Here is a 13,190-nt window from a genome sequence, read left to right as displayed (position 1 = left end):
AGTGTTAGGTGGGGTGAAACTGTGGAGATTAAACTATCGGACTATATAATGAATTTTGTCGCTGCGCAAGGTGTTAAACACATTTTTCTACTGCCTGGTGGCGGGTCTATGCACTTAGTGGATTCATTGGGACGAAATACTCAGTTAGAATATATACCTCTCCTTCATGAGCAGGCCTGTTCGATCGCTGCTGAGGCCTATGCCAGAATAACGAATAATCTGGGTGTGGTATTAGTTACCACTGGTCCGGGTGGAACTAACGCCATCACGGGCGTAGCCGGAGGATGGCTGGAGTCAACGCCTATGCTCATCCTGTCTGGGCAGGTCAAAAGGAGTGACTTAAAGGGAGAGTCCAAAGTGCGGCAATTGGGTCCTCAGGAATTGGATATCGTTACAGTGGTTAAGTCAATTACCAAGTATGCAGTCACAGTAGAAGATCCAAAGCTGATCGGATACCATCTGGAAAAAGCTATATTCCTAGCTAAACATGGTAGACCTGGCCCTGTTTGGCTTGACGTACCCCTTGATGTACAAGGGTCATTAATTGACACTGAGGACCTAATTCACTTCAAGGAAACAGAAACAGAAATAGAAGAAGGAACTTCCGGGTATCAAGTCTTTGACTGTGTGAGCAGAGCCATAGAGATCCTTAACAACTCGCGGCGGCCTGTGGTGTTAGTTGGGCAGGGGATTCAACGTTCCGGTGCTTCAGAGGTCTTTCAAAAGTTCATTGAAGTTCTGGGTGTGCCTGTTCTGACAACCTGGATGGCGGCGGAACTGCTTCCTGATGCCCATCGCCTGAATTTTGGCAAACCTGGGATGATCGCCTCCAGGGGAGCAAACCTATCTCTCCAGAACGCCGATTGTGTGGTAGCCATTGGGGTTAGGATGGACTCTACCGTGATAGGATTTGATCATACGGACTTTGCCAGAGGTGCGAAGAAAATCGTGGTAGATATCGACCAGCATGAGATAGAAAAACTAAAGACGGACATCGAAGTGGCAGCGGTTGTTGACGCTAAACTGTTCATTCAGACATTTCTAGAAGAGTCCTCCAAATTAATTCCCCAAGACCGACTGGAGTGGATGGTTCGCTGTGAAGAGTGGAAGAAGAAATATCCGATTGTTATGCCGGAATATCGCGCAGAAAAGGACTTTGTCAATGTCTATCACTTTACGGAAGTACTGGCAGAGGAACTAAGGCAAGATGAGATAATCATACCGGGTAGTTCGGGAGCAGGACTTGATGCTTTTTGGCTAGCCTATAAAGTCAAAGGCCAGCAGCGTTTATTTAGTACAGGGGGATTGGGAGCCATGGGATTTGGTATTCCTGCAGCCATTGGTGGCTGTATTGCTGGTAAAAAAAGAGTGATTTCGGTTGATGGGGACGGAGGATTTCAGTTAAATATTCAAGAACTAGCGACTGTAGCTAGTAGAAAATTGCCCATTAAGTTTTTTATTCTAAATAATCAGGGTTATGCTTCCATTCGGAACATGCAGATGGGACGTTTTTCCGGCAATTTAGTAGCGAGTGATAAAACTAGCGGCTTGATGTTACCTGATGTGCTTAGCCTGGCAACTGCTTACGGATTAAAAACCTCTAGAATTGTGACCCACCAAGGGATGAGAGAAAAGATCAGGGAGATTCTGACTGGAGATGAACCTGTGATATGCGATGTGTTGGTAAACCCTAATCTGCAAGTCGTTCCTAGGGTAGTATCAGAGCTCCTTCCCGATGGTTCAATGCGATCAAAACCATTGGAAGATCTTTGGCCATTTCTGAGTCGGGAAGAGTTAGCCGAAAATATGATAATCAAAAGTAGAGTATTTTAGGGGGCTGTTAAGATAATGAAAGACAAGGAGCGTAACTGCCCAATATGTGGTGATATTAACAAAAAGTTTTTATATCATCAGCTATTTGGGTCAGAAAAAATATTCCCTTTCAGAGAATATTCCGTAGTGGTATGTCATAATTGTGGCTTTGGGTATGCCAATATTGTTGAAGATCAAGATAAATTGACGAAATACTATGCGCAAAGTTCTAAATACGAGAATTCGGGTAATGACTTGGGCCCTTCTGCGTTTGATACGGAAAGGTATGAATTAGTTGCAAACTTTCTTGTGACTGCAGGTGTGGACAAATCTGCAAGAATTCTTGAAGTCGGGTGTGCAACAGGTGGTCTAGCACTTGCTCTTCGATCAAAGGGCTTTGATCAATTCATGGGACTTGATCCCTCGCCGTTATGTGCCCAAATTGCTAAGGACTTGTTTGGCGTAGAAGTAATTATTGGGGACCTGGATTCAGTTAAATTTGAATCTAGGTTCGATGTGGTTATACTTGAGGCGGTGTTGGAGCACGTTGTTAATATCCATAGCTTAATTAATTCATGTAAAAAAATATTGAATCCAGGTGGAAGGATTTATTTCGGTGTTCCGGATGCTACGAAGTTTAAAGACTTTACGGATGGGCCATTTCAGCAATTTAGTACAGAACACATCAATTATTTTTCACCAGACTCTCTAGAAAATTTAATGGGTTTGCACGGTTTCACTTGTAAGGATTCTATGCAGTACAAGTTAAATTGTAATCCTCAAACGGAGGTCGCTGGATACTCCAGTTTGTGGATTGAAGGTATATGTATGGATATTAGAAAGGATCTTCAAACCGAGAGTTGTCTAAATGAGTATATTCGTTTGTCGAACGAACAAGCAAACAAGATTGAAACAGTAATTAGTCGTATAGTAGACTCTGGTACGGAGATAATTGTGTGGGGCACAGGTACCCATACAGCGCGGTTACTTTCTGATGGAGGATTAAAAAAGGCTAAGATAATAGCCTTCGTTGACTCTAACCGCCATTATCAGGGAGAACACTTAAACGACATTCCAATCTTACCTCCGGCTAAAATATCCACATTGAGACAACCTATTCTTGTTTCCTCAAGAGTTTATCAATCTGAAATAGTACACGAAATTAGAGAAAACATGAAGCTGCCTAACGAGATTATTCTCCTTTATTAATTAAAATTTGTTCTCATCCATAATTTCTTCGTCCGCGAAATTAATGGGGTTAGACCCCAGAGTAAGCGAAGCTAGCATTGAGCAGTAAAGAATAATCCGCCCAAGCTGTCACTCACACTGGAGTCGAATATACAATGCTCTCGCCAGGCGTGTTTATTCCTAATACACGAATGTCCTGCTGAGCAGCTCAAGTTCTCTTCGCTTTGTGATCAGCGTTGTAAGGCGCCTCCATCTATCAAAAAGCTTTGACCTGTGATATGAGTGGACAGGTCAGAAGCTAGGTAGAGCATCAGGTTGGCCACCTCTTCCGGTTCAGCATAGCGACCATCAGGTATAGTACTCATGATTTGCCGGGCGCAGACTGCTGGAGCTCCAGGTGAATAGGCTTCCTCAAGAGAATGCATCATGCGGGTGTTAACATTGCCGGGGCAAACCGCATTTATGCGAATACCCAACCGGGCGACCTCCAATGCTGCGGTCTTAGTAACTCCCAGCACAGCGTGCTTGCTGGCAATATAAGCTACCGTATTAAGGGAGCCTGTGAATCCGCTCGTTGAAGCCGTGTTGATCACTGTTCCGCTTTTCTGCTTGATCATTTCCGGCAGCACGTACTTCAGACCAAGAAAGACTCCCTTGACATTGATCGCCAGCACTCGATCGAACGTGTCTTCAGGGTACGAAACTATTGGCTTCACGATTCCCTCCCAGCCGGCATTGTTAATCAAGACATCGAATTCGGCCATATGCCGTCAATGTTTCATGGACATACCTTTGGACATCTTCGGTCTTGGACACATCCGCTTGGATGAATATGGCTTCACCACCTTCATGATTAACCAACGTCACTGTTTCGCTGCCCAGTTCCTGGACCAGGTCCACCACAGTGACCTTAGCTCCAGCCTTCGCCAGTGCAAGACAAGCTGCCCGACCGATGCCGCTCCCTCCACCAGTGACAATAGCAATCTTGCCCTTAAATCTTTCTCGCATAAACTTACCTCCCCAAGTAATCCTATTTATTAATCAGACACGGGTACTACTGAGATGACAACTTTAAAACATTTAATAATTTTGAACGGTTGAGAAATGTTCAACCTGTCCCCCATTGGAATGATCACTGGAATTCGCTACTTAAAGACGGGCGGGATCGATGTTGTCTTTCCGTCCTCCATACCATTGATAAAGTTCATTGATGGCAGAACTCATATCTGCAAAGGTGTAGCCCCCTATTTCGTCTAGCAGCATCAGGTTGTTTCCACTGTATTCGGGTCCTAAACCCGGGCGAGCAATTTCAATAGCAAGGTCCTTGCCAGCTGTGTTGAGAACTTTGCCGGCGAGGGTCCGTAAGTCATAGACTTGTCCGGAACAAATATTATAAGCTTTGCATTTCGGCTCGTTTTCGATAAACCAGGTCATGATTTGCACTAAATCATTGATATATAAATAATCAAAATAAACATTCTGCCTTATTGTAATCGGCATATCCCAGATTACCCTGCAACAAGCATGTGAAATAAAGCGGAGCTCCCAGTCTTCATATTTGCCGAAAACACCGAATAGGCGTAAATCATAAGTGTTGGGAGCTTCTAAAGTGTATTTGGCCATAACATATTTGGAGAAACCATAAGGGTCGACCGGCACATGATTGTCAAAGTAGCTTTCCGGCATCTTAGGAAGATAATAACGGCGGTCATATTCCGCCCCCGATCCGAAATAATACATTTTGCCGTAAAGTTCATGACTTCGAGCCAGGTTAAAAAACATGCGCAAATTATTGGGAAGGACACTGTGGATATCCCGCTTGGCATTAAGGGTAGCATTTTCGGTAGCTGTATGAATTACAACATCAAAATGCTGGCTGGACAAGAAGGTATGGACGACTTCTTCATCTAATAAATCCAGTTCCGTGTGCGAAGGGGCGACGATGATATAGTTGTCTGCTAGTTGCTCTTTTAGATTGTGACCGATAAAACCGAAGCTACCGGTGATTAGAATTCTTTTCATAAATTCCCCCTGAGTCTATTACATAAGAAGATTCTCCCCAGGAACTTCTCACCAGACTTTCCATGGGGCTTGACTGGTTTGCCAAAGTTGTTCCAACAAAGTTTTATCCCTTAGAGTATCCATTGGTTGCCAAAATCCGGCATGTTCATAGGCTTGAAGTTGGCCGGCATTGGCCAAGCTTTCCAAAGGTTCTTGTTCAAAGAGCGTCTGGTCGCCCTCTATATAATCAAAAATACCCGGTTCCAACACAAAGAACCCTCCATTGAACCATGCCCCATCACCACCAGTCTTTTCCGAAAATGTTTTAACGCTTTGCTCGCCATCTATTTGCAAGGAGCCAAAGCGCCCTTGGGGCTGTATAGCTGTAATGGTGGCCAGCTTTTTGTGCCTTCGGTGAAAAGCCAATAAGTTATGGAGATCGATATTGGCAACACCATCGCCGTACGTGAGCATAAAGGTTTCATTGTTAAGGTAGCTTTGAACCCTTTTTATCCGGCCTCCGGTCATAGTGTTAAGCCCCGTATCAATCAAAGTCACATGCCAGGATTCTGCGGAATTCTGGTGAATTTCCATGCCTCTAGTGCGCAAGTCAAAGGAAATATCGCAGTTGTGCAGGAAATAATTATAAAAATATTCTTTGATAATATAGCCTTTGTAGCCTAAACAGATCACAAAGTCATTAAAGCCGTAATGACTATAAATCTTCATAATGTGCCAAAGAATTGGTTTGTCGGCTATTTCAATCATCGGTTTTGGTTTGAGATGGCTTTCTTCGACAATACGGGTGCCAAAACCACCGGCTAGGATTACTACTTTCACGGGTATTCAATCCCCCCTCAGCCTACGCTCATGTTGTGGCTGTCTTGACAACGTTACAATCTAGTCTATGAAAGGAGCGGTTCAAAAGTTCTTAAGCAAGCAAGGGTATCCGGACTTATAGTATACATAGAGATGGTCATGAGGATTAGGTTTCATATAAGGGGATTAACAGAAGTGTTTGAGGCGTTAGGTCTATTCTCCTGTTGGCCTTCCAGAATACCATAATAACCAGCAATAATTACCTTCTATGATTGTCTTATCAGCATTTAACATGTTAAGGTATTGAAGTTCATTATTATTTGTAGCACATATTGCAAGTGTTCCACCTCTAGTCAGCATGTTTCTGAGTTTATTAAAGTTGTTAGATTCACATATAACCCTCTCAACATTTCCTTCTAATAAGATAAAGTCAAATAAAATATTGTTGAAGATACCATCAGTTATAATTGGAACGTATCGTACATCGTTACTTAATGCCTGTAAATCTGGAATATATCGCTCATCATCCGTAACAAGATGTAAACCTACATCCTCATTTCCCGCTTCTTTATGCAGGGTTATTATCTTAAGCGGATTTGAACCAAAGCCAGAATTTATACCTAAGATATTAGCTCGCCCAGTTGATTTGACAGTTAAGGTTGCAATCAATTGGGGGTCATAACAAAAACCCTTACTCCATGCATCCACCCCGTATCGCTCAATGAAAAGCTTTCGGCTTTTTTCAAGAGTGTTTTCTGTGGTGTGTGCTTCTTTGTTTGTGATACTACCAAAATGATAGCAATAGCAATCTTTTGCTAAAATCATTTTGTATCCTGCACGTCTCACTCGTAAAGCAAAGGCATCATCCCCAAATTCACCAAATATAAAATATTTGTCAAATGCACCTATACCCTGGGATGAACAAAAAATGTCACTCCTATAAAAAGCAAGTGGATTACATAGTCTTGTTCTCTCCTCCCAGCGGTGTGAATCCGAAATATTGTTTGCCTTTGCAAAAGCATGCATTCCTTCCAATGTTGAATAGCCCGCTGATATTGTTTGGAGATTTGAGATATTAGGGGTTGCAGGAACAACCATAGCTATTTTAGAATCGGATTCAATACAATTTATCAGGTTATCGAGATAATTTTCGGTAACGATAACGTCATTTGAGACCGATAATAAATATCGGCCTTCAATAATTCTGGAAACCGCACTGACCATTATATTTAGAGAGTTTTTCTGAAGGGTAAATATCTTCGTGGGAGAAAGGGATTCAAAGTATTGGGATGTACCGTCATTTGACCCATTATCGATTAGAATCAACTCGTAATTTAAATAGCCTGGCGTGAATTTTAGGACGCTTTCAATGCATTGTTTTGTATAGTCTAGTTTATTGTAAGCAAGGATTAAAATTGAAATATCATATTTGTATTGACCATTCTTAATACTGCGATCAATGTATGGATTAGCATTCATCAGAAAATATTCTTCTTCATAATGATGTTTCTCTTTCTCTTTATCACCAAAGATAGAAGTAAAAAAATAAAAGTCATAATAAAAGTCTTTTAAAATTGGGATTAGCTCAAATTCAATTTTTGAAGTTGCTTTATCAGAACGAGTTCTAACCAGTATTAAAACTCTATTGATAGTATGAAGAAGATTTTCACAACTAATCGGGGCCGAGATATAATAAATTACCTCCTTTATTTGAATGGCAATAGGATATATCGCTTCCAATACATTTAGCATATCTCTTGCAGTTGTTTCAACTTGTACAAAGTTTCGATCAACAGCACAATCATACATAGATTGTGCTTCCTCTATTAAAGAGTTGATTATTACCAAAACTTGTTTGGCTAACGCTTGGTCAATCACCGAAGTTACCTCCAAAGTTTAGATGTAGGGATAAGGAACAGTACCGCCCGTCAACGGAGCGGCCTGATTTTTGCACTGGCTACACATTAGTGGGTTATTGATACATTCTATTCACAAATTAAGTTATCAGTTACAGTTACGACTGTTCCGCAAAATCCTATCGCAATATAGACGTTCATTGATAGCAATAGCTTGGAGGTTGCGTAATGCAAAAACTGAAAAGTATCTTCTATAGGAATAACCAACATTGTAAAAAAACGGGTTGAGTACTACTCAATCCCGTTTCTGCGATTACATAAGGCTCCTTAAGAATGCCTCTACCTGGTCCGCGGTGCGTTGCCATGTCCAAGCTTGCGCGAAAAGATGACCCGAGGAAGCTAAACGCTGACGTTCGGTATCTTGTGTTAATAAGTGATAGATTGCAGTGCTTAGCTGTTCGATGTCGCTAGGAGGAACTAACAAACAGTTTTCACCGTTTCTAACGTAATCCCGATTTCCACCACAATCGGTGGTCACAACGGCTGTACCACAAGCCATCGCTTCGAGGGGTGGTAAACCAAACGCCTCGAAGTAAGAGGTGTAAACGAAGATGTCTGCCTGAGCATAGAGCTGGGCGAGTTCTTCATCCGTCGCTGAAGTTTTAATCAGACAAGGCACAGGGCTGGAAAATAGGGCATTCTCTGGGATCGAAACGGTTAAGTCAAAATTAACCCGTTCCTTTAAACGGGTGACAACTTTTAAAAAATCTCCGCCTCCTTTCCAGGTATATCCAGAGACAGGGTCGCGCATGATGTAAAAAATGTTCTTGCACCCTGTTTGTTCAGACCGTTTAGGATACGGATGAAATGTTGAAGTGTCTACTCCACCAGAAATGACCGTGCTTTCTAAACCAGTTTCCTGGCGTATAAGTTGGCGGTGCCACTCTGATATTGCCATGATGGGGGCGCCACTCAGATAGGTCTGTTTCGCAGCTGTCGAATCAGGAACCCAGAGGGGTTCATAGCCAAGACTAAGGCGTACTACCCGACCTTTTTGAGATTCCCAGGCCGGCTTAAACGTTAAATAGAAATTAGGGAGTATGAAATCAGCTGAAGGTATGGAATTGGGGGTTAATTCTTTCACCCGTCTTAATTTAGTACGCAAGGGCCAGACTTGGAGTCCTTTTTCAGGCATGACGACTTCAATATCATGCCCCTTATCTGCTAAAGCATTAGCTAGGTGATAAATAAAACGGGCCCCCCCACCCATTTCTAAACTAAGAACAGGAAACACAATTTTCATGGTTTGTCCTCCCTTTTGCTTACGTACTACATATTATGCGTGCTAGTAGGTGATTTGTGTGTCAGATGGTACTTTAAGGAAAATTTTGAATACCATGATAAAGAAAGAATTTAACATTGAAAGGATGTTAGCCAGTGACAGTCAATGTTGTAAATGATAAAGATTTCCTCGTTGTGATTAATGAGCTCCTGTCAGATTCCCGCACGGTCCTAGATATTGGCTGCGGAGTTGGTGAGACTCTTAAAGAATTTTCTTGCCCAATTAAAATTGGAGTTGATGCTCATCGGCCATACTTAGAGCATGCTAAGTATGCCGAACAATTTATCAAATTGAATTTTAGGGCAGAGCGCTTGAGCGAACTATTTCTGCCTAAGTCACTAGATAGTGTAACGTTGATTGATGTGATTGAACATTTTGAGAAGGAGGTTGCCTGGGACGTTTTGCGCCAAGTAGAAGAGATAGCTGCTAAAAAAGTTATTATCTTTACCCCTAGGGGTTTTTTTCAGCAGCTAGACGTTGATCATTACGGTTTAGGGGGAGAAAGCTTTCAACGGCATCGATCGGGATGGGAGGTTGAGGACTTACAAAAACTCGGGTACAATATAATTATTTTCAGCAAGTTCCATGATCAGGAGAATAAAGCGTTTTTGGAAGCCTATGGTATAGATGCCGAGCCCCTCGATGCCCTCTTAGCTTGGAAGGATTGTTAAACAGTAGCTAAGTGCGGGCTAATTGTAAAAGTAAGGTTTCTAGTTTATCGGCTGAATTTCGCCAGGTCCAAGACTGGGCGAAGTGGCGTCCGACTTCGGCAAGTTGATTCCGTGTATTTGGTTGAGTTAATAAGTGAGCAAGTATAAGGGTAAGTTGTTGGATATCACTGGGGGGAACAAGAAAACAGTTCTCCCCGTTTTTTGTATAATCGCGGTTACCGCCATTATCGGTGGTTACGACCGCAGTTCCACAGGCCATTGCTTCCAGAGGTGGCATGGAAAACGCTTCAAAATAGGAGGTGGAAACGAAAATGTCCGTCTGTGCATAGAAGCGGGCCATCTCACTGTCAGCGTGGGCTTTCACTATCTCATAGGGAAGGGGTGCATGATAATTTGCTCCTTCCGGAGCGACCACCTGAATATCAAAGCCTGGAACTAACTCAGCTAAATTTTGGCAGGCTTGCCAAAAGTCCTCGCTTCCTTTCCAAGTATAGCCATGTTCCTTGGAACGTAGGATATAGCCGATCGTTAGGCGTCCCGTTGATAGTGATTTCTTGGTGTAGGGGCAGAAGACTGTGGAGTCCACGCCCCCAGGGATTACGGTGCTATTTCGCCCGGTTCCTTGTAAAATTAATTGACGATGCCATTCTGAAATGGAAATAATCGGGGCATTTATAAGGTAAGAAGCCAGAGCTTTTTCTTTTTCTGCTACCCACAGAGGCTCAAACCCAAGGCTAAGTCGAACGACTCGGCCTTTTTTTGATTCCCAGGCAGGAAAAACAGTGGGATAAAAATTTGGAAGTATGAAATCCGCAGGTGGTATGGCATCAGGACTAAGTTCTTTGACCCGGGTAATTTGCGCTCGTAGAGGCCAAGCTACTACAGCATTTTCAGGAAGTACAATTTCCACACTGTGTCCTTTATCCACCATTTCATTGGCTAATTGATAGATAAAACGTGTCCCCCCTGTTTCTAAACTTAGTACGGGAATAACAAGTTTCATAGTTTAATCCTCCTTGTATGGTGGTCCCTTCTCACCATTCTTGGTTACAGGGACACTCGGCCAAGCATGGCCAGCGGTCCCTTCTCGCTATGCTTGGCCAGCAAACTAATTATCCTTATAGTGTATGCAAGGCCATGCATCAAGGTGGCATGCCTGCCAAATCTTCTACTCCTTTTTGAAGAGTACATAGTTGCTTGTTCTTGGCTAGGTTTAGTTAACTCTAATCTGAAAAACCGTATCGTCTCCTGTGTTTCTATCTGCGTTTCCCGCGATTATTTCGGGGAAAAGCAAACTGTGGTTGTGTCAATACTAGGTGGACTTCCATAACTTATAGGGATGAGTTATGGGGAGGTTGGATCCAAAAAATGAGAATATGTGTTGTTGGTTTGGGTAATATCGGCTTTAATCTTTTCACTTACCTTAGTCATAAATTCCCGGGAGAGGTCCAAGGTGTGGATATAAATGAGAGTAGGGTCAACGAATTACAGCACCAAGGTTATAGGGTGACCTCAGATTATCGAGCTTTAACGGGGATTGATGTTTGGTTAATGGCTCCTTCCACTGGTAATCAGGGACAAAACTTGTTTTCGGCTTTAGAGCAAATGATTCTCTTTCCGGGTTCTTTGATTTCCATTGAATCGACATTGCCTCCAGGAACCATGATACGCATCCGAGAATTCTTAGAGAAAAAAGGGTTTGATTTAGGAACTGATATTTTCTTGATCCATGTTCCTCATCGGGTAATGTTTGGGGTGGATAAAACCGTTTGTGATACCCCGCGAGTAATGGGGGCTTTTACCAATGCCTGCTTAGAAAAGGGGCGTCAGTTTTACACTCCGTTGGTTCCCCAAGTGGTCGAAGTATCGGATATCAGGGTAGCTGAGTTGTCGAAAGTGGTTGAGAATGTCAAGCGCTATGTGGATGTGGCTTTTGCTCAGGAAATATATAGCTATTGCATCGACCAGGGAATGGATTATGACGAGCTAAAAAGGGCTGTCAATAGTAAGAACAACGTCGAACTTCTCGGTACTGACTGGGGCATTGGTGGGGAGTGTCTGCCCAAGGATATGAACTTTCTACGGACGGTCTGTCATTCCACTTTGTTAGAAGGGGCTGAACAAGCTGATCAGGACTATCGAGATCGAATCGTGAAACAAGTGGGCAGTGGTAAAGAGGTCTTGGTCAAAGGTTTGAGCTATAAATCAGGTGTTAAGGATCTGAAGCATAGCAGGGGGGTTGACCTAGTCCGGGCTCTAGAGGCTGCGGGAAATTCGGTTTGGGTCGAGGATCCCTTATTCACGTCGAAGGAACTGAGGGGAGCGGGCTTTAAGACGAGTGATCAGATCGATCAGGAGAACAAAAATCAGGATCAAGTCGTTGAAAAGATTGTATTGGATCGGCATGATGCCCTAGATATTAAATAAAGCTAAAGGTGCTATAAGTCATGGACTGTCAACAAAATAAAGAATTTATACCTTTCTAGGACTTAAAAAGTGTGCAAAGGAGCAAATGCAATGGCTAAAATTCTAGTGACGGGTAGTAAGGGGACTTTAGGTTCGCGCTTAGTTGAAGTTCTTCAGTATCGAGGACATGATGTATGGGAGGTTGATTTGCAACATCATCTGGGGGGAAAATATATTCGAGCGGACATCTCAGAGTATCGCCAGCTAGAACGAGTTTTCGAGCAAGATTACGATTTTGTCTTCCATCTTGCAGCTGAATTTGGCCGTATCAATGGAGAGCATTATTATGATACCCTCTGGAAAACAAACGTAATTGGGACGCGAAATATTTTAGAATGGCAATTAAAAAAAGGTTTTAAACTTATATTTACCAGCTCCTCTGAAATCTACGGGGAAGCAGCAGAACCTTTGTTGACCGAGGATTTACCGTTAAAAAAGACGATCATTCAGCATAATGACTATGCACTAACCAAGTGGGCTAATGAGGTTCAAGTGATCAACTTTGCCAAGAAATATGACTCTCCGATTGTTCGACTGCGCTTATTTAATGCCTACGGTCCAGGAGAGTATTATCATTCCTACCGTAGTGTTGTTTGCCTCTTTATCTACCGGGCGTTAAAGGGAATTCCGTATGAGGTTTATGAGGGCTACTACCGTGTCTTTATGTATGTCGACGATTTAATTCCGACCATCGCTAACGTGGCGAGTAACTTCAAGCCCGGTGAGGTGTATAACATCGGGGGAACGGAATATCGCAGTGTCAAAGATTTGAGTGAGTTAGTGCTAAACTATACGAGCGGTGATCCGCGCTTAGTGAAGTATCTTCCAGAAGACAAACACAATACAGTCAGTAAACGACCGGATATTAGCAAAGCAACGAGTGACCTAGGGCATGACCCGAAGGTATTGCTAGAGGAAGGATTACCCATTACCGTCGAGTGGATGAAGACGATTTATCGTAGTTAGTAGTTGGTAGTTGGTGGTTTAACATCGAATGCGCCCGGATACCCAGACAACTTCAAAGATACCTCGAAC

Annotated in this window: 12 protein-coding genes; 5 read left to right on the top strand and 7 right to left on the bottom strand. The window is 42.9% G+C overall.

The annotated features are described in order from the left end of the window. Positions 1-21: 21 nt before the first annotated feature. Positions 22-1,833: a thiamine pyrophosphate-binding protein gene (locus E4K67_RS25695; protein ID WP_199242651.1), complete on the top strand. Its 1,812-nt coding sequence runs from the start codon at positions 22-24 to the stop codon at positions 1,831-1,833. A gap of 15 nt (positions 1,834-1,848) precedes the next feature. Next, positions 1,849-3,021: a class I SAM-dependent methyltransferase gene (locus E4K67_RS25690; RefSeq protein WP_135551982.1), complete on the top strand. Its 1,173-nt coding sequence runs from the start codon at positions 1,849-1,851 to the stop codon at positions 3,019-3,021. 209 nt (positions 3,022-3,230) lie between these two features. Here E4K67_RS25690 and E4K67_RS31210 read toward each other — a convergent pair whose 3' ends face one another. The 6 genes from E4K67_RS31210 to E4K67_RS25665 form a co-directional block, all read right to left on the bottom strand. Next, positions 3,231-3,716, bottom strand: a complete 486-nt coding sequence (locus E4K67_RS31210) for an SDR family NAD(P)-dependent oxidoreductase (protein ID WP_274594913.1) — start codon at positions 3,714-3,716, stop codon at positions 3,231-3,233. Positions 3,717-3,738: 22 nt separating this feature from the next. Beyond that, entirely contained in the window at positions 3,739-4,008 is a 270-nt protein-coding gene (locus E4K67_RS31205; RefSeq protein ID WP_199242649.1) for an SDR family NAD(P)-dependent oxidoreductase, read from the bottom strand. A gap of 141 nt (positions 4,009-4,149) precedes the next feature. Beyond that, complete coding sequence (locus E4K67_RS25680) at positions 4,150-5,022, bottom strand: NAD-dependent epimerase/dehydratase family protein (RefSeq protein ID WP_135551980.1); 873 nt, start codon at positions 5,020-5,022, stop codon at positions 4,150-4,152. Positions 5,023-5,070: 48 nt separating this feature from the next. Continuing rightward, positions 5,071-5,841, bottom strand: coding sequence for a glucose-1-phosphate cytidylyltransferase (rfbF, locus tag E4K67_RS25675; RefSeq protein WP_135551978.1), 771 nt, complete (start codon positions 5,839-5,841; stop codon positions 5,071-5,073). A gap of 192 nt (positions 5,842-6,033) precedes the next feature. Then, the gene (locus E4K67_RS25670) at positions 6,034-7,698 is read right to left on the bottom strand and encodes a glycosyltransferase family 2 protein (protein ID WP_135551976.1); all 1,665 of its coding nucleotides are present in this window, start codon (positions 7,696-7,698) and stop codon (positions 6,034-6,036) included. A 291-nt stretch (positions 7,699-7,989) separates the two neighbouring features. Further along, positions 7,990-8,979 carry a glycosyltransferase family 4 protein gene (locus tag E4K67_RS25665; RefSeq protein ID WP_135551975.1) on the bottom strand — a complete coding sequence of 330 codons (990 nt, stop codon included), beginning with the start codon at positions 8,977-8,979 and terminating at the stop codon, positions 7,990-7,992. A gap of 134 nt (positions 8,980-9,113) precedes the next feature. Here E4K67_RS25665 and E4K67_RS25660 point away from each other — a divergent pair, with 134 nt between their 5' ends. Beyond that, positions 9,114-9,689, top strand: a complete 576-nt coding sequence (locus E4K67_RS25660) for a class I SAM-dependent methyltransferase (protein ID WP_135551973.1) — start codon at positions 9,114-9,116, stop codon at positions 9,687-9,689. Positions 9,690-9,696: 7 nt separating this feature from the next. Here the strand turns inward: E4K67_RS25660 and E4K67_RS25655 are convergent, their stop codons facing one another. Continuing rightward, the gene (locus E4K67_RS25655) at positions 9,697-10,692 is read right to left on the bottom strand and encodes a glycosyltransferase family 4 protein (protein ID WP_135551971.1); all 996 of its coding nucleotides are present in this window, start codon (positions 10,690-10,692) and stop codon (positions 9,697-9,699) included. 365 nt (positions 10,693-11,057) lie between these two features. On the opposite strand from E4K67_RS25655, the gene E4K67_RS25650 reads away from it, so the two are divergent. Continuing rightward, positions 11,058-12,116 (top strand): nucleotide sugar dehydrogenase, encoded by a 1,059-nt coding sequence (locus E4K67_RS25650; RefSeq protein ID WP_135551969.1) that lies wholly within the window; start codon positions 11,058-11,060, stop codon positions 12,114-12,116. Positions 12,117-12,206: 90 nt separating this feature from the next. Continuing rightward, the gene (locus tag E4K67_RS25645; RefSeq protein WP_135551967.1) at positions 12,207-13,121 is read left to right on the top strand and encodes an NAD-dependent epimerase/dehydratase family protein; all 915 of its coding nucleotides are present in this window, start codon (positions 12,207-12,209) and stop codon (positions 13,119-13,121) included. Positions 13,122-13,190 lie beyond the last annotated feature (69 nt).

This window comes from Desulfosporosinus fructosivorans (assembly GCF_004766045.1).
Taxonomy (GTDB): domain Bacteria; phylum Bacillota; class Desulfitobacteriia; order Desulfitobacteriales; family Desulfitobacteriaceae; genus Desulfosporosinus; species Desulfosporosinus fructosivorans.
Note: the sequence above shows the minus strand (reverse complement) of the source record. Positions and strands in the feature narration are given on the sequence as shown.

Excerpts from the sequence above, each read along its gene's own strand:
- E4K67_RS25655 (WP_135551971.1), bottom strand. The coding sequence starts at position 10,692 with ATGAAACTTGTTATTCCCGTACTAAGTTTAGAAACAGGGGGGACACGT.
- E4K67_RS25645 (WP_135551967.1), top strand. The coding sequence starts at position 12,207 with ATGGCTAAAATTCTAGTGACGGGTAGTAAGGGGACTTTAGGTTCGCGC.
- E4K67_RS25680 (WP_135551980.1), bottom strand. The coding sequence starts at position 5,022 with ATGAAAAGAATTCTAATCACCGGTAGCTTCGGTTTTATCGGTCACAAT.
- E4K67_RS25665 (WP_135551975.1), bottom strand. The coding sequence starts at position 8,979 with ATGAAAATTGTGTTTCCTGTTCTTAGTTTAGAAATGGGTGGGGGGGCC.
- E4K67_RS25690 (WP_135551982.1), top strand. The coding sequence starts at position 1,849 with ATGAAAGACAAGGAGCGTAACTGCCCAATATGTGGTGATATTAACAAA.
- E4K67_RS25650 (WP_135551969.1), top strand. The coding sequence starts at position 11,058 with ATGAGAATATGTGTTGTTGGTTTGGGTAATATCGGCTTTAATCTTTTC.
- E4K67_RS31205 (WP_199242649.1), bottom strand. The coding sequence starts at position 4,008 with ATGCGAGAAAGATTTAAGGGCAAGATTGCTATTGTCACTGGTGGAGGG.